The following is a 16337-nucleotide window of genomic DNA, read 5'->3' as shown; positions in this document are numbered from 1 at the left end:
GATCACCTCCGGGTCCGGGTGTCCGCCTGGTGGACCGCCAGACGTGCGGCCGGATCCAGGTCGAGCAGAAGACGGCGTGCGTGCTCGGCCACGTCCGGACGTCCCAGCCGTTCCGCGCAGACGGCCGCCGCGTTCGCCGCCGACGCTCCGCGCAGCGTGCCTGAGCCCGCGGCCCGCAGGAACGTCGCGAGCGCGGCCTCCCGGTCACCGAACCCGGCGAGGTAGGCGCCGACCGCGTACAGCGGCTCGGGGTCGACAGGATCGAGGGAGAGCAGCTGCTCGACGGCGTCGGCAGGCGCGCTCGCCGTACCGGTCAGGGTGTCCAGCTTGAGGTGCGCCTCCAGCACCAGTCCCCGGTTCTCCCGCTGGTAGTGGACCTGCGACGGGTTACCGGCCGACCGCGCCAAGGCGTCGTCGTGCTCCAGCGCGGCGCGCATGTGCGTCACCACCGGTTCCCGGTCGCGGCCGGAGAGCTCGTGCAGCGCGGCGGCACGGTGGTAGCGGCTCGTCACCAGGTGCGCCAGCCAGTCCGGCTCGTCGCCGAGACCGGCGAGGGACCGCTCCGCCGCGGCGAGCCATCGGCCCGCCTCCTCCCGATCGCTGCCTCGGACACGGGTGGAGACCAGTTGCAGCGCCGCGAGGGTGCGCAGCGCGGGACGGACGGCGTCGCGGGCCAGCCAGGCGAAGATCTCGTACGGGATGGGGGACTTCCTGTTGAGCTGGTACGCCGCACGCGCCACCTCGTAGACCAGTTGCTGGCGCACCGGGTCGGCGTCCACGGCGAACGTGCCGACCAGGCGTACAGCAAGGCGGTGGAAACCGAGCTGCGTCAGCAACGCGACGACGACGACCCGGCGTGCCGCCGGCAGACCGGCCCAGCCCTCCAGCGCCTCGACGAGGGCCTGCCAGCGTGGTGAGCGCACCTCCGCGGGGAGCGCACCGGGCTGTTCGCACCGATGCCTGTCGCTTCTGGCCTGCACGACGACCTGGTAGCGGGAACTGGTGACCGACACCGTGCTGAACCAGTTCGGCACGTCCTCGTCCTGTTCGCCGGTGAGCATCCGTGCGAGGTGCACGGCGTGCAGAGAACGCAGCGGGACGAGACCATCGGTGTCCCGCAGATCGAGCCACCCGGCCCAGCGGCGGGCCAGCTCCGTCGTGTCGAGCACGTCCGCCGGCGGGAACCTCAGCTCGCCGAACGACCGGGACTCGTCGCGCTGGTAGGCGAAGGAAGACACGTTGCGCTCCTAAACCACTGGACAGGGCAGGGGGGACGACGGGGTCAGCGGTTCGAGGACCTCAGAGCCGTGGCACACGACGCGGCGCACCACGTGGCCGTCGACGGAAGGCAGCCGGACCTCGACCGGCTGGCGTGCGAACAGCGAGTCCGCCGCGTCCAGCAGCGCCGCCGCGTCGACCCGTCCCCGCCGGGACGCGCCGCGTCCCACGATCCGGCTCTCGACGAAGTCCAGGTACGCCGGCCCGGCCGCCGCCACGGCGTGACCCCGTTCCCGCTCCCGGCTCTGCAGACCGCTCGACGGCCGCGCACCGAGCGCGAGCCGTGCCGCCACCGCCTCGTAGACCGCGTGCCGTACGGCGTCACCGGTGTCACCTCTCGCCGCGGCGCCACAGGTCAGGGCCGCACCCCCGGCCCGGTACAGCAAAGCGAGCACGATGTCGGGAAAGTGCCGCGCCACACGGACGGTGCGCAACCGGACCTCGTGCTCACGCAGCCCCGCGAGCAGCTTCTCCGGCAGCACGGACTCGTGCAGGTGGTCCAGTTCCTCGAAGCCGATGTCCCCCGTGCGCCAGCCGCGGACCAGGACGTGCCGCTCCATCACCTCCAGCAGCGCCGCCGTCCGTGCCGACCACCGATCCGTCCCGGCACCCGTACCGGCCGACGTCTGCACACACCACCGCACCTCCGGCGCCGGCGGGTCCCACCCGAGCAGAACCGCCTGAGCCGGCACCACCATCTCGGCCCCGTCGCGCATCCCCTGTCCGGTCACCCAGTGACAGACCGGAGACCCGGCCGCGAGCCACGCCGCGGGCTCCACCCTGGGAAGCCCACCCGGATCCCCCACCAACGGCAGCACCCCCGCCGCCGCCACATGACTCACATGCTGCAGATACTCCCCCACCGCACGCCGCGCCGCACGCCGCGGATCGTCGTCACAAGCCCCGCCACTGATCCCCGACGCGTCACTCATCCACGCGACATGAACGGCCCCACCGACCAGAGGCCGCACCACAGGCCCGGCGGCCCGTACCTCTCCCCGGTCGCTCATCCTCACTCCTCCGCGAACCCCACCCCGGACACCAGGCCCGGACGCGGCGGGGTGCCTGCGCAGGAGACCCACCCCACCACGTCCTTCCGATCGGCCGCTCCCCGGTCACAGGCATGCGGACGACTCACGCGTCAGTAAGACTTGTTGGCGAGGACGTCGAACTCCGCGGCCTCCTCATCGACCTGACCCAGGTCCCAGCTGATCTCCATTGATGTGCTCACCTCCTCTCCGTATTGGGAGGAATCCTGACGGCCGTAAATGGTCCGCCGCATCTCGCAGAGTGCCGCACCGCGCCGGCCCCGCGTCGCGGGAGGTGAGCGGTCAGATCACGAGCCGATCCGTGTCCTCCCGGAAACCGATCACGGCCTCTTCTTCGGCCGTCCGCTCAGCACCCAGGCTCATGAACGACGACATCGGTTACTCGACCGGGTCGTCCCAAGGGGCAATAAAAACGGGCGAGGCTCCATGAGACTGGAGACCCGCCCGTTCCTGCGTCGCCTGCCTTGGTCAGCGACGTGATCAGCTGATCAAGGTCTGGTGCCCCCTGCAGGATTCGAACCTGCGCACCCGGCTCCGGAGGCCGGTGCTCTATCCCCTGAGCTAAGGGGGCTTCGACGCGGGATAAGGCTACCAGCATCGGGGGGCGGTCGGTCACGGATATGGGGGGTGATGATCGTTCGTGCGGCTTGGGGTTGTCTACGGGTGGGGGCGGGTGGCGCCTCGGTAGCGGAGGCGGTAGTAGGGGGAGGTGGCGAAGGGGGTTCTGCGGACGACGTCGCCGGATCTTGGGGCGTGGATCATGGTGCCGTGGTTCAAGTAGATGCCTACGTGGGTGGGGTCGGTGGTGCCGCCGCCGAAGAAGACGAGGTCGCCTTGGCGGAGGTGGGGGAAGGGGATGCGGTGGCCGCGTCTGAACTGGGTGCCGGTGTAGTGCGGGAGGGTCACGCCGGCTCTGGACCAGGCGTAGAGGGCCAGGCCGGAGCAGTCGAAGCCGCCTCTTGTGGGGCCGGAGCGGGAGCCGCCGCCCCAGATGTACGGGGTGCCGAGCTGGCGGAGCGCGGCTCCGGCGGCGACGGCGCCTGGCGTGCGGCGCAGCTTGCGGACGGCTCGCAGGAGGGTGGGGGGTGCGGGGAGGTGGGTGACGGTGGCGGGTCTTGGGGTGGTGGTGACGGGTTCCGGGAGGCGGGTGGGGGTCGCGTTCCTGGGGTGGGCTGCTGGTCCTGATGGCGTGGTGGGTGGGGGTACGGGGAGAGTGAGCAGGGTGAGAAGGGTCGCGGTGAGGAGTGCGGGGAACATGGGTGGGCTCCTGAGGCTCGGGGGTCAGGTCGAGGTCAGGATCTGTGGGGGTCGGGGGTGGGTTGGCGGTGGAACGGGGTTCTGTGGATGACGAGGTCGTGAGTGGGGCCGGTATTCGTGGGGTGAGCTGCGGGAACGGTGCGGGCTCCGGTAGGGGTGTGGATAACTTCGAGGTGAGGAGTTGTGGGAAAGGCGCGCATGGGGGGTTGTTGACGGGTTAGCCTCGCGGCCGTGGAAGACGTTCTGGGGCGGGTGCTGGTGGTGGATGACGACGAGGTCATCCGGCAGCTCATCGCGGTCAATCTGACGCTTGAGGGGTTTCATGTGGAGACCGCGAGCGATGGGCAGGACTGTCTTGATCGGGTGGGTGAGGTGCGGCCGGATGTGATCACGTTGGACGTGATGATGCCTCGGCTGGACGGGTGGATGACGGCCACGCGGCTGCGGGGTGGGGAGGACACGCGGCACATCAAGATCATGATGATCACCGCGCGTGCGCAGGAGGACGACAAGAAGCGGGGGCTGGGGATCGGGGTGGACGCCTATCTCACCAAGCCGTTCGACCCCGCGGAGCTGATCCAGATGGTGCGGGATCTGGCGTCGGCGTCCCGTACGGCCGACGGCTGACCGGGGGTTCGGCCGGGAAGGACGGCCGGGGTTACGGGGTTCGGCCGGGAGGCACGGGGTTCGGCCGGGAGGCACGGGGTTCGGCCGGGACGGCCGGTCGGGGGGGTCATAGGGTTCGGCCGGAATCTTGGGGTTCGGCCGGGAAGGCCCCAGGGTCACGGGGTCTGGTGGAGTGGTGTGCCGGTGAGTCGGCTGGGGTGGCTGGTGGTGTCGTCTAAGTGGTCGGAGAGTGAGTAGTGCCGGGTCAGGGGTGGGGGGGAGGGGGGTCTTGGCGGTGGTGGTGGGCCGCGGCCTGGGTTCTGGAGGAGACGCCTAGTTTGGACAGGATGTTGCTGACGTGGACGCTTACCGTCTTGGGGGCGATGAAGAGGCGTTCGGCTATGTCGCGGTTGGAGAGGCCTTCGGCCACCAGGGCCAGGACCTCTTGTTCGCGGGTGGTCAGGGGGGATTGCTGCGTGGAGGGTGGTGGCTGGGTGGGGGGTGCGGGGGTGAGGCGTGCGCGGCGGCCGAGGGATTCGAGGGCACGGGTCAGTGGGTGTGCGCCTAGGGATCGGCTCTCCGCCATGGCGGTGCGCCATTCGGTGAGGGCTTCTTCGCGTTCGCCGGCGGTGAGGAGGGCTTCGGTGAGGCGCCAGCGGGAGCGGGCCACCTCGTAGGTGAAGCCGAACTGGAAGGCCTGGAGAGCGGGACGCCAGGTTGCGGGGGTGGCGGTGCCGTGGACGCGGTGCCATTCGGCTTCGGCTCTGGCGAGCCACGCCTGGCCTTCCAGGCCGAGGTCGCCTCGCTTGCCTGAGCCGGGGCCGACGGTCGCGGCGGCGCGGGCTCGGGCCAGTAGGTCGTCGGCCCAGGACCATGGGTCGGTTGCCGGATCTTCCGTGGGGGTGGTGCGGTTCACGGAGGTGCCGGGATCCCTGGGGATGGTGCGGTTCACGGAGGTGCCGGGATCCCTGGGGGTGATGCGGTTCGTGGAGGTGCCGGGGTCCCTGGGGGTGATGCGGTTCGTGGAGGTGCCGGGGTCCTTGGGTATGCGGTTCGTGGAGGTCGTGCGAGGTGGTGGGGTGGTGCCAGAGGTGGTTTGGGGGGGTGCGGGAGGGGTTGTGGTCAGGTCGGAGAGGGCCCACAGGCCGGTGGCGCAGATGCGGATCACCACCGGGTCGAAGGGTTCCACCACGTCGAGGATGGCTTTGATGTGGTCGAGGGCTGTGTGGGGGTCGCCTTGCCAGAGTGCGTGTTCGGCGGAGAGGCCGCGGACTATGTAGGTGACGAGTTCGTCGTGCCAGAAGGGTTTCAGCCAGGCGAGGCGTTCTTCCACCACGGGGTCGCCGCGGGCCACCTCCACGAAGAGGGCGAAGCCGGAGAGGCGGGCTTCTGGGATGCGGCCGACTCGTACCGGGAAGCCGGAGGCCAGGGTGGCGGCCTGCTGCCATTCGCCGGCGACGTAGTGGATGAGGAGGCGGAGGAAGCGGAGGTCGGTGCCGTAGGTGCTCCAGTTGAGGCCGGTCTCGCGTGCGAGGGTGACGCCGGTGTCGGCGGTCCTGGCGGCGGGGATCAGGTCGCCGCGTTCGTACTGGATGCGTGCGTGGTGGAAGAGCGCGCGCAGGTCGATGGACAGGTTGCCTGAGCGGATGGCGCCGGCTTCGGCGAGCAGTTCCTGTGCGCAGGCCGCGTCGCCTTCTATCTCGTGCACCATGGCCAGGGAGATCAGCGCGCTGGACTCGGCGTCACGGACCCCGGCGGCGCGTGCGGCCGCCAGGGCCTGGCGGGCCAGGTCCTTCACGTCGTCGTGCCGAGGGGACCACAGCAAGGCACGTGCGTACGTGGCGAGAGAGCGCGCGAGTACGCAGGCGGCGGGGTCGGCCGTCGATGCCGCCTGAGGGGTGACGGTGGGGACGGCTTCGCCGGTGGATGGAGAGGTGATGGCCCCGGGGACGGCCTCCCCCGCGGAGGAGGAAATGGTGGCCGAGGGGACGACTTCGCCGGGGAGTGGAGAGGGGGTGGGAGCTGCGGGGGTGGCGAGGGTCACGGCGGTGCGCGCGGCCTCTATGGCGGCGGAGGCGGAGCCGGAGTCGATCAAGTAGTAGGCGAGGCGTTCCCAGGCTTCGGCGGTGGGGCCTTCGGTGGTGAGGAGGTCGCGGATCTGGGTGACGGCGCGGTGGGGGTCGCCGCTCTCGTCGGCGGCGGCGGCCGAGAGCAGCGCCAGGCGTGAGCGGGGGATGCCGGCGATGGCTTCCGCGTCCTGCACGCGGGGCCACAGGGCCAGGGCCTGGTCGTAGTGGCGGTGGGCCTCGGTGGGTGCGCCGATGTGCTCGGCGCGCCTGCCGGCTTCCACGGAGGCGGCGAGGGCTCCGGGGAGGTCGTGGCTCGCGAGGTAGTGGTGGGCCAGCTCGGCGGGTGAGCCGTCGAGCAGGCGGGTGAACTCGGCGTGGAGGCGGGTGCGTTCGCCGGGGAGGAGGTCGGTGTAGACGGCTTCGCGCAGCAGTGCGTGGCGGAAGGCGTAGCCGTAGTCGCCGTCGGGGAGCAGCAGGCCGCGGGAGACGATCTCGCGCATGGCCTCTTCGAGCTCGGCGTCCTCCAGGCCGGACACGCTGCGCAGCAGGCCGTGGTCGATGCGGCGGCCCGCGACGGCCGCGGCGCGCAGCACCCGCTGGGCCGGGTCGGAGAGCCGCTCGACCCTGGCGAGGAGCAGGCCGGCGAGGCCGTACGGCAGGCCGTCGGCGGCGAGGAGCTCCTCGGCGTAGAAGGGGTTGCCTTCGGCTCGCTCGACGATCTGATGGATCAGCTTGGCGTCCGTGGCGCCGAGAGTCACCAGATAGTCGGACATGTCGCCGTCGCTGAGCGGGCTCAGTTCCACGACGCTCACCGACGGCAGTCGCCGCAGCTCGGCCAGCAGAGGACGTAGCGGGTGGCGCCGGTGCAGGTCGTCGGTGCGGTAGGTGCCGACGAGGCAGACCCGCTCGCGCTGGAGCATGCGGCTGAGGAAGACCAGCAGGTCACGGGTGGACCGGTCGGCCCAGTGCAGGTCCTCCAGCACGAACAGCACCGGCCGGCGCTCCGAAAGCTCCGCGAGGAACGCCAGCGCCGACCCGAAGAGCCGCTGCTGCGTGAGCCCGGAGCCCGCGTCGTCGCCGGCGCCGGACCAGGTGCCGCCGACCAGCGCCTCCAGCATGGGCCGGTCCGCGAGCAGCGGCGCCATCTCGCCGTCGCGCGCCGCGCCGCGCAGCGCGTCGGCCAGCGGCAGGTACGGCAGTGTGTCGCCGAGCTCGGCGCACTGGCCGGTCAGCACGGCGAACCCGAGCTCGCCGGCCCGTGCCACGAGCTCTCCCACGAGGCGGGTCTTGCCGATGCCGGCGTCGCCGCCGACGACGGCCGCCCCTGGACGTCCCGCCGCGGCGCCGCCGAGCACGCCGGTCAGCCGCGCGAGCTCGTCCACCCGCCCGATGAGCGCACCGTCCGCCTGCCGCCACGTCACGTCCGGGAGTATTTCACGGCCCTGCGACACGTCCGCGGCGCGGCGGGGACGGCAACCTGTCCGGGGACAAGTGCTCACGGTCCCCGGTCCGGGGACAAGTCCGCTGAGGGCCCCCCGTCCAGGAACAGTCCGGACAGCCGGAGCAGGTCCGCGGACGGCCCGCGTCCCACGTGCGGGGACGCGGGCGGGGGACGGTCAGCTGAAGGTGAACCAGTTGAGGTTGACGAAGTCGGCCGGCTGGCCGCTGGTGAAGGTGATGTAGACGGTGTGGGTGCCGGTGGTCTGCGCGATGTTGGCGGGGACGGTGCGCCAGGTCTGCCAGCCGCCGGTGTTGCCGACGGCGAAGTCACCGATCGGCGGGTTGGAGAGGCTGTCGAGCCGGACCTGGACGAGGCCGCTGACGCCGCCTGCCGCGCCGGAGGCGACGCGGGCCACGAACTGCGTCACGGGGGTGGAGCCGAAGTTGACGTTGTCGAAGCGGAGCCAGTCGCCGTTCGCGATGTGGGAGACGTTCTGGCCGCCGCCGCTGTCGGTGGTGGTCTCCACCTGGACGCCGTTCTGGGCCTGGTAGTTCTCGGCCTGGATGGTGGAGCGCGCGTTGTGGCCGCCGCCGGGGTTGCTCGGCGTCGGCGTGGGTGACGGCGAGGGGGTGGTGCCGGTGCCGCTCTGCCAGACGGCCACGTAGTCGACGAGCATGGGGCGGCCGGAGACGGTGGACGAGGTCGGCGTGCCGGTGCCGGCGACGCCGTTGGGGAACGCGCCACCCATGGCCACGTTGAGAAGCAGGAAGTAGCCGCTGTGGCCGGTCATGTTGTTCCACGTGGTGGCGTCGAACCGGCTCTGGCTGACGCTGTGGAACTGCTGGCCGTCGACGTACCAGCGCAACTGGTTGGGGCTCACGCTGCGGTCCCACTCGAAGCGGTAGGTGTGCATCGTGGACTGGCAGGTCGAGCCGGGGCAGGCACGGCTCGCGCCGATGCCGTTGAACTCGTCACACGGGCCGCCGGGTGCGACACCACAGTGCAGCACACCCCACACCGAGTCGAGCCCGTTGACGTTCTCCATGATGTCGAACTCGCCGACCCCCGGCCAGTTCTGGTAGTTGCCGCGGTACGGCGAGCCGAGAGCCCAGAACGCCGGCCAGTAGCCGAGCGCGGAGCCGCCGGTGACGTTCGGCATCTGGATGCGGCCCTCGATGCGCAGCACCCGGCCGTCGGCGGGTTTGAAGTCGGAACGCCGGGTCTCGATGCGTGAGGACGTCCACTCTCCGGAGGAGCCGCGGATCGGCGTGATGCGCAGGTTCCCTGAGCCGTCGAGGCTGACGTTGGCGGGGTCGGCGGTGTAGCGCTGGATCTCGCCGGTCCCCCAGTTGGCGGGCCCGCCGGGGTAGCTGAAGCCGGTGTCGAAGATCCAGTTGCTGGAGGACGGCAGCGAGCCCGCGCTGCCGTTGAAGTCGTCGGCCCAGACGAGACTCCAGCCGCTCGGGGTGGACGGCACGGCGGCTCCCGCGGGGGTGGTGGCGGCGATCAGGCCGGCGGCCGGTAGGAGCGCGGTCGCGAGCACGGCCATCAGGGTGCGGAGGCGACGGCGGCGGGGTGGCGGTTCGGCGGAGGTGCTCATGGTCATCCTCATCTCTCGGGGGGTCGCGCCGCACGCCGGGGGACGTGGCGGCACGTAGTGGGGACGGGACCGCGGGACACGAGCGGCGACGGGGAACGGAGAGCGGGGTCCGGGGACATCCCGGACGTGCCCGGGGCGGAGAGCGGGGTCCGGGGCATCCGAGACGGGACCGGGGGACGGCACCGGACGACGGAGGGACGGCGACGGGACGGCGCCACGGCCGGGCGACGTGTGCGCGCGGCGGGGCCGACGGCCGTCGTGGCACCGCGCGGCGCGAGGGGCACGCGTTGGTGTTACGTATGTGTAACGCTCTCCGGCCGCTGACGTTAGATGGCTCGACAAGGGGCTGTCAACCATCGAAGAAAGATTCTTCCAGCAATTGAGAGCGCTCTCCGTTATTCGGATGAGGCTGTTCCGCCGAGAATGCCTCCCTGCCTCGGCCTTCACCAGGGCTGATCCACATCAGGCAGGTGGAACCGGTGGGTTCGCGCCATCGAATCGGTCGGCCCCAACCTTGACGAGCGAGGAGACCGGCCGCACCCTGATGCGAGAGCGCTCTCCACAAGATCTATCCAATTGGCCGGGAGAAAGGGGCAGGCGGCGTCTCGCGGACCTACGGCGAGGTCGTGTCCACGGCCGTCGCCGCACCGGCGTGCGCGTGGACACCGTGCGAAATCCTCGGTGCGGCGGACACAGGCGAGGGCCGCACCGGCGTGCGCACGGACACCATGGACGTCCCTGCTGCGGCGGACGTCGGCGGAGGGCCGCTCCAGCGTGCAGGCGGACATGACCGGCGCGCTTCCCCGGGTGGTGACGATCCCCGGTAGATTCGCCTGATCAAGGAAGCCGGGGGCCGGCGATCGCCGGTGCGGGCCGCTCGCGGGGAGGCCAGTGCCGTGTGAGCGGACGCGTCTCGTATGGTCACCACTGGTGGACTTCGAGTGGCACCATGGGTACCGCCGAAAGGCCGAGGAAGACAGGGCGCACACTGATGAAACGACCCACTCTGGAGGCGGTCGCCGCACGGGCAGGCGTCTCCCGGGCCACCGTCTCCCGGGTCGTCAACGGCCAGGCGACCGTGACCCCGGAGATCAGGGACACGGTCCTGCGCGCGGTGAACGAGCTCGGGTACGTCCCCAACTCGGCGGCACGCAGCCTGGTGACCCAGCGCACCGACTCCATAGCGCTGGTCATCTCCGAGCCGGCGACGCGCGTGTTCTCCGACGACCGCCTGTTCTCCATGGTGATCCGCACGGTGAGCGCCGAGCTGGAGGCGGCCGACAAGCAGATCGTGCTGATGCTCGCCAGCACCCCGCGCAACCACGCCAGGGTGGAGCGCTACATCTCCGGCGGCCACGTGGACGGCGTGCTGCTGCTGTCCATGCACGGCGCCGACCCCCTGCCGGCGGCCCTGACCCGCATGGGGGTGCCGGTGGTGTCGTACGGCCGGCCCGCGGTGGCCGTCGAGATGCCGTACGTCGACAACGACAACGTCGGCGGCGCCGCCGCGGCCGTGCGCCACCTGCTGGACACCGGCCGCCGCCGCATCGCCACCATCGCGGGGCCGCAGGACATGATCGGCGGCCAGGACCGCCTGACCGGGTACCGGGACGCGCTGCGCGACTCCGACCGCCGCTCGATCGTCGCCGTCGGCGACTTCACCCGCGCGTCCGGCGCGGCGGCCATGCGGCAGCTCCTTGAGGACGACCCGGGGCTCGACGCGGTGTTCGCCGCCAACGACGCCATGGCCATCGGCGCGCTGAAGACACTGCGCCACGCGGGCCGGCGTGTCCCCGACGACGTGGCGCTGGTCGGTTTCGACGACATCGAGGCCGCGCGCTACACCGACCCCCCGCTCACCACCGTGCGGCACCCCATCACCGAGCAGGCGACCGCCATGGTGCGGCTGCTGCTGACCCCGCGGCAGGACCGCGTGAGCGATCACGTCATCCTGCCGAGCGAGCTGGTGGTCCGCGAGTCCGCATGAGGACGGCCACGGCGTGGCCAGGGGTCCGCCGGCCCGTCTGACGACCGCTACGGCGTGTGGCCGAGGGCCTTCGGTATGCGGGCCAGCACGCTGTACGGCAGCAGGCCGTAGGTCGTGAAGTCCGTCGCGGTGGCCCCCGCGGCCCTGGCCGCGCGGATCTTGTCGGCCAGGCGATCGGCGGAGTCGGTGTCCGGCAGGCCGGGCCGCAGCACGGCACGCAGGTCACGGTCGGCGCCGACGGAACGGCGGTAGGCGCCGATGTCGTCGGCCACCCGCGCGGGGTCGCGCGCGTAGGCGAACACGCCGAAGGACGGCACGAGGTCGCCGAGCGCCACGAGGTCGACCCCCAGTTGCCAGGCGTCGTGCGCGGCGAGACCCGCAGGCGGCAGGCCGTCGCGGTGACCCTTGCGGTGACCGGTGCCGTCCAGGAACGTCAGCCGTGACCCCTCGGCGGCCACGGCGGCGGACACCTCGCTGACCAGGGACGTCACGGTCTCCGAACGAGCGCGCGCGTACGCCACCACGTCGGGGCCCGCGTACGCGGTGAGCGCGGCGCGGGTGACCTCACCCTGGGCCGGCGGGTCGCCGTCGAGGACGCCGCCGACGATGCGTGCGCACTCCTCGCGCGCCACCTCGGCCTTGACGCCGAGGTCGGCGGCGCGGCGCATGCACCACGCGCAGAAGCACAGGCCGAACAGGAACTCGTCCATCGGCCCGAGCGGCACGAAGCTGCGCTCGTGGCCGTGGCCCTGCTCGAACGCGCCGAAGTGCAGCGACTCGGCGACCACGCTGTCCACCCCGAGGCGCGCCACCGACCTGGCGAGCGCCACGGCGTACAGCCGGACGTCGGGGTGCGCGGGACACAGGCTCGCGGGGAAGCCACGGCCGCCGAAGCAGTCCTGCATGGTGACCTCGGGGTCGGCGAGGCCGAGCGTGAGGTTGTGCAGGAAGACGGCCCAGCCGTGCATCGCCATGCCGCGGTCGAGGGTGGCCTCCCGCAGCACCGCCAGCGGGCCGCCGGCGGCGCCTTCGCGCACCGGCGGGGTGAGGCGCAGGCCTTTGAACAGGTCAGGTGGTGGGACGAAATGAACGCCTTCGGCGCGGAGGGTGACACGGGAGCCGCCGTGCGGGGTGACGTCGCGGGCCGCGTGGTAGGCGGCGGCCACGGTGATCTCGCGCACGCCGTACCCGCCGACACGGTCGAGGACCCGGCCGGCGCCTTCGTCCCTGACGTCCTCGACGTGGAGGTAGACCGAAGCGTCCACTGCGAGCCGTGCCCTTCCGCCGATGGTCCGATGTCCCACGTGACCCTATATCGGCGCGCGTGCGGGCTCGGGCCGCCGGGAGTCAGCCTCCCGCGAACGGTTCACGCGCTCCCCTGGCCCGCCGCCGGCCGGGCGTGCCTCTCGGCCGGCGGCGGGTGCTTTCGGGGGGATCAGCAGGAGATCGGGGACGATCCGAGTGCGACGTCGTCGTACCAGATCGTGTCCGAGTCGCTGCCGTAGCTCTCCCAGCCGAGGCGCAGTGTGGACGGCCGCGGGGCGATCGTGCGGCTGAGCCACTGGGAGTCGATGTCACGAGTCGGGGTCTGGTCGAGGTGGAGACCCGCGACCTCCTGGTTGTCGAGGTAGGTGCTCATGGCCTGGCGCGTGGTGTCGATCTGGTAGCGCAGGCAGACCCAGCGGTTGGTCGGCAGCGGCACGCTCAGGGAGACGCCGGTCGGGCTCTGCTCGGGGAGCGTGGCGTCGTCGGACTCGCGGTTCCACTGCAGAGCGCCGTTCTGGCCGCCGATGCGCAGGTCACGGCCGCCGTTGGCCGAGTCGGCCATGGTGATCATGGTGACGTGGCCGGACGGCAGCGCGGTGGTGTGCCGGACCCACATGCGGCCGTACACGACGGGGCCGATGGAGGAGACGTTCTTGGTGGTGCCGACGAACATGTGGTTGCAGTAGTTGCCGCCGCCGTTGACGCGCAGGGACTTGCCGCCGCTGTGGGACTGCGAGGTGTCGATGGTGGCGGTCCCGGTGCCGGAGCAGTTGGGGGTGATGACCTGCCACTCGCCGGAGGGGCTGCCGCTCTGGTCCTCGAAGCCGGAGCAGACCACGGCGCCTGAGCAACCGGTGGAGCCGGTCGGGGTCGGCGTGGGGGTCGGCGTCGGCGTCGGGGTCGGGGTCGGCGTCGGGGTCGGCGTCGGGGTCGGCGTCGGGGTGGGGGTCGGGGTGGGGGTCGGAGTCGGCGTCGGGGTCGGCGTAGGTGTCGGGGTCGGCGTCGGGAGGCCGCCGCCGTCGCAGGGGGCGCCGTTCAGGGTGAAGCTGGTCGGCAGGGTGTTGGAGGCCGACCAGGTGCCCTGGAAGCCGAACTCGGCGGAGCCGCCGGACGGCACCGAGCCGTTGTACGACATGTTGACCGCGCGCACCGACGTACCGCTCTGGGTGACCGTGGCGTTCCAGCCGCTGGTGACCCGCTGGTCGCCGGGCCAGACCCAGCCGAGCTGCCAGCTCGTGAGCGCCGGTCCGAGGTTGGTGAGCTTCACCGACGCGGTGAACCCGCCACCCCACTGGTTGTTCTGCCACTGGACCCGGCAGATCGGGTCGGCGAGCGCGGCGGCCGGCCGGATGGGGGTCAGCAGTGCGAGCACCGCGACCACGGCGGCGAACATCGCTCCCCAGAGCAACTGCGGCCGGAGCGGCACTGCGTACGCGGATCGGCGGTTCGTGCCGCGGACCCGGCGCGGGAGCGCGCGGCGTCGTCGGAAGTGCGGCGAAGGAGGCGTGGGGCCGGGGGTGGGAGCGCTCATGGGGTTGCTCGCTTTCTCTATGGGAGCGCTCCCACGCACCGATCCGGGACCGCTCTGCTCCGCTCGCCCGCCGATGGTTCTCCGCAGCCCGCTCGGATGTCAACAAGCCCGCCGCCGCACCGGTCACCCACGCAGAGAAACCGCAGGTTCCTGGTTGAATCTTTCACCTGGCCGCCACGGCACGGCACCCGTCTCCGTGGGACGTCCCACACCCGCGGCGGACCCTCAGCCGGCCACCTCGTAGGACAGCTCGCGGCACTCCAGGTCCCCCGCGCAGACGTCGCACACCAGGACCGGCCGCAGCGGCGTGCCGCACGATCGGTGGGTGACGGCGAGCGCCGAGCCGTCCGGCGCCGGCAGCTCGCGCTGGGCCCAGTCGGTGAGCATGACCAGCACGTCGAAGAACGCCAGCCCTTTGTCGGTGAGCCGGTACACCCGCGTGGTGCCGGCGTGCAGCACGCCGAGCTCGCAGAAGCGCCGCAACCGGTCGGTGAGCACCGACGGCGCGATGCCGAGCTCGCGCTGGAAGTCGACGAACCGCCGCACCCCGAGAAACGCCGCCGCCAGCACCGTCGTGCTCCAGCGGTCCCCGAGGATCTCCATCGACACCGGACAGCCGCCGAGGCTCCCGGCCTGCGGCCGCACCGGGGTGGTGGTGCGGCGGTGGTGGCGCGGCTCCCCCACCCGTGCGAACGACAGCAGCGGCCCGCGTTCGGTGCGGGTGTCCCTGGCCGTCGCCCGGTCACGGCACCCCCCGCAGGCGACGTACGGCCGGGTGCCCTGGCCGCATCCGTCGTGGATCAGCGTCAGCATGCCGGGCCGGCCGGCCCAGCCGCGCTCCCAGCTGTAGATCGCCACGAGGTACCGCCACAGCCGCCACCCCGCCTCGGTCAGGTGGTACTCGTGACGCGTGCGGCCGTCGGGGGAGGCGACCGGCTCGAAGATGCCGTGCGCGACCAGTTCCTTGAGCCGCGCGGCCAGCACGGACTCCGAGATCCCGAGCTCGTCGCGCCATCTGGCGAAGGTGCGCACACGCAGCAGGAACGCGTGCTGGAGCATGAGCAGCACCCACCGGTCGCCGAGTATGCCGAGCGCCTGCTCGATGGCGCTGATGGCGGGGTCCGACGGGTGCGCGGCGTCGAGCCGCGGCATCGCCGACACGGCCGGAAACATCTTCGTCTCCACCGCGCCAACTTTAGACAGCGCACCGGCCCGGAGCGCCATATCGGCCCGTTGACGGTCTGACTTCTTTTTCCGTAGCTTTTCCCACTGAACCGTTCCGGCGGCCAGGCGCCTGGACGACGGCTTCACCGTGTCACGGCAGGAGCATCGCACATGAGGCTCAGCGTCGCCCTCGGTCAATGGCCGGACCGGCCGGCCGGCGAGGCGGTGCGTACCGCGCGGATCGCCGACCACCACGGGTACCCCGAGGTGTGGGTGAGTGAGCGCGGCGGTCACGACGTCTTCGCGCTGGCCACCGCGATCGGCCTGCGCACCTCCCGGATCACGGTCACGGCCGGCCCGCTCACGCCAGGCGCGCGGGACCCGGCGGCGATCGCCACCGGGGTCGCCTCGGTTGCGGAGCTGACCGGCCGCCGGGTGGACCTCGCGCTCGGCACGGCGTGGCCGCCGGCCGGAGGCGGACACGGCGCCGCCACGGCGCTGCGCGAGTCGGCCGCGGCGCTGCGGCCTCTTCTCGCCGTGCGCGAACCCGGCCCGGAACTGACCATCGCGGCCTGCGGGCCCGAGGAGGTGCGCGTGGCGGCGGAGGCCGGCCGCATGGTGATCACCATGTTCACCCCGGCGGTGGCCGCGCGGCTCATCACCGACCTGCGGCTGCTCAGCCGTACGACCAGGGTGGCGGCCTGGGTGACGGCCGCCGTGGACCCCGGCGAGGCGGCGCTCAGGCAGTTGCGCCGGTCCGTGGCGCCGTTCGTCGCCGCACCGGGGTACCGCGAGATGTTCGCCGAGGCGGGGTTCGCCGACGTGGTGGCCTACGCCGACGTCGCTCCGGGGCCGGACACCGTCGCCGAGGCGATCCCCGAGGCGCTGCTGGAGTCGGTCGCGCTGCTCGGCGACTCGGTGGAGATCATGGACAGGCTGGACGCGTACGCCGAGGCCGGGCTGGACGAGGTGGCACTGGTGCCGGTGAGCACCGACGACGACCCGTGCGGGGAGGCCACCTTGAAGGCCCTCGCCGGCTGAGCGCGGCGGAACTTCGCCTGGCACACCGCGCGTTGAGCAGGGCGACGC

The 16337-nt window shown here is 72.0% G+C and carries 11 protein-coding genes and 1 tRNA gene; 3 read left to right on the top strand and 9 right to left on the bottom strand.

Annotated elements, in window-relative coordinates:
- Window positions 1-2 precede the first annotated feature (2 nt).
- The 4 genes from BJ992_RS07970 to BJ992_RS07955 all read right to left on the bottom strand — a co-directional run bounded on the left by BJ992_RS07970 (window position 3) and on the right by BJ992_RS07955 (window position 3584).
- On the bottom strand, window positions 3-1238 hold the full coding sequence (locus tag BJ992_RS07970; RefSeq protein WP_184979268.1) for a hypothetical protein: 1236 nt from the start codon (window positions 1236-1238) through the stop codon (window positions 3-5).
- Between the two features lie 9 nt (window positions 1239-1247).
- Window positions 1248-2288, bottom strand: a complete 1041-nt coding sequence (locus BJ992_RS07965) for a YcaO-like family protein (protein ID WP_184979267.1) — start codon at window positions 2286-2288, stop codon at window positions 1248-1250.
- Window positions 2289-2823: 535 nt separating this feature from the next.
- Window positions 2824-2898 (bottom strand) — tRNA-Arg (locus BJ992_RS07960).
- Window positions 2899-2984: 86 nt separating this feature from the next.
- A complete protein-coding gene (locus BJ992_RS07955) occupies window positions 2985-3584 on the bottom strand; it encodes a C40 family peptidase (RefSeq protein ID WP_184979266.1) in 600 nt (199 codons plus the stop codon).
- Window positions 3585-3836: 252 nt separating this feature from the next.
- Here BJ992_RS07955 and BJ992_RS07950 point away from each other — a divergent pair, with 252 nt between their 5' ends.
- Entirely contained in the window at window positions 3837-4211 is a 375-nt protein-coding gene (locus BJ992_RS07950) for a response regulator transcription factor (RefSeq protein ID WP_184987739.1), read from the top strand.
- Window positions 4212-4455: 244 nt separating this feature from the next.
- Here BJ992_RS07950 and BJ992_RS32685 read toward each other — a convergent pair whose 3' ends face one another.
- Complete coding sequence (locus tag BJ992_RS32685; protein WP_343072549.1) at window positions 4456-7680, bottom strand: helix-turn-helix transcriptional regulator; 3225 nt, start codon at window positions 7678-7680, stop codon at window positions 4456-4458.
- A 195-nt stretch (window positions 7681-7875) separates the two neighbouring features.
- Window positions 7876-9300, bottom strand: coding sequence for a glycoside hydrolase family 16 protein (locus tag BJ992_RS07935; protein WP_246496556.1), 1425 nt, complete (start codon window positions 9298-9300; stop codon window positions 7876-7878).
- Between the two features lie 991 nt (window positions 9301-10291).
- Between BJ992_RS07935 and BJ992_RS07930 the strand changes: the two genes are divergently transcribed.
- Complete coding sequence (locus BJ992_RS07930; protein WP_184979265.1) at window positions 10292-11287, top strand: LacI family DNA-binding transcriptional regulator; 996 nt, start codon at window positions 10292-10294, stop codon at window positions 11285-11287.
- Between the two features lie 47 nt (window positions 11288-11334).
- Here the strand turns inward: BJ992_RS07930 and BJ992_RS07925 are convergent, their stop codons facing one another.
- From BJ992_RS07925 to BJ992_RS07915, 3 genes are all read right to left on the bottom strand, one after another.
- Window positions 11335-12552 (bottom strand): hypothetical protein, encoded by a 1218-nt coding sequence (locus BJ992_RS07925; RefSeq protein WP_184979264.1) that lies wholly within the window; start codon window positions 12550-12552, stop codon window positions 11335-11337.
- Window positions 12553-12722: 170 nt separating this feature from the next.
- On the bottom strand, window positions 12723-13946 hold the full coding sequence (locus BJ992_RS07920) for a cellulose-binding domain-containing protein (RefSeq protein ID WP_184979263.1): 1224 nt from the start codon (window positions 13944-13946) through the stop codon (window positions 12723-12725).
- A gap of 363 nt (window positions 13947-14309) precedes the next feature.
- Complete coding sequence (locus tag BJ992_RS07915; protein ID WP_184979262.1) at window positions 14310-15269, bottom strand: winged helix-turn-helix transcriptional regulator; 960 nt, start codon at window positions 15267-15269, stop codon at window positions 14310-14312.
- 150 nt (window positions 15270-15419) lie between these two features.
- On the opposite strand from BJ992_RS07915, the gene BJ992_RS07910 reads away from it, so the two are divergent.
- Complete coding sequence (locus tag BJ992_RS07910) at window positions 15420-16289, top strand: LLM class flavin-dependent oxidoreductase (RefSeq protein ID WP_184979261.1); 870 nt, start codon at window positions 15420-15422, stop codon at window positions 16287-16289.
- Window positions 16290-16337: the final 48 nt, after the last annotated feature.

Source organism: Sphaerisporangium rubeum (assembly GCF_014207705.1).
Taxonomy (GTDB): domain Bacteria; phylum Actinomycetota; class Actinomycetes; order Streptosporangiales; family Streptosporangiaceae; genus Sphaerisporangium; species Sphaerisporangium rubeum.
The sequence above is the reverse complement of the archived record's forward strand: the minus strand, read 5'-3'. Positions and strand labels throughout refer to the sequence as shown.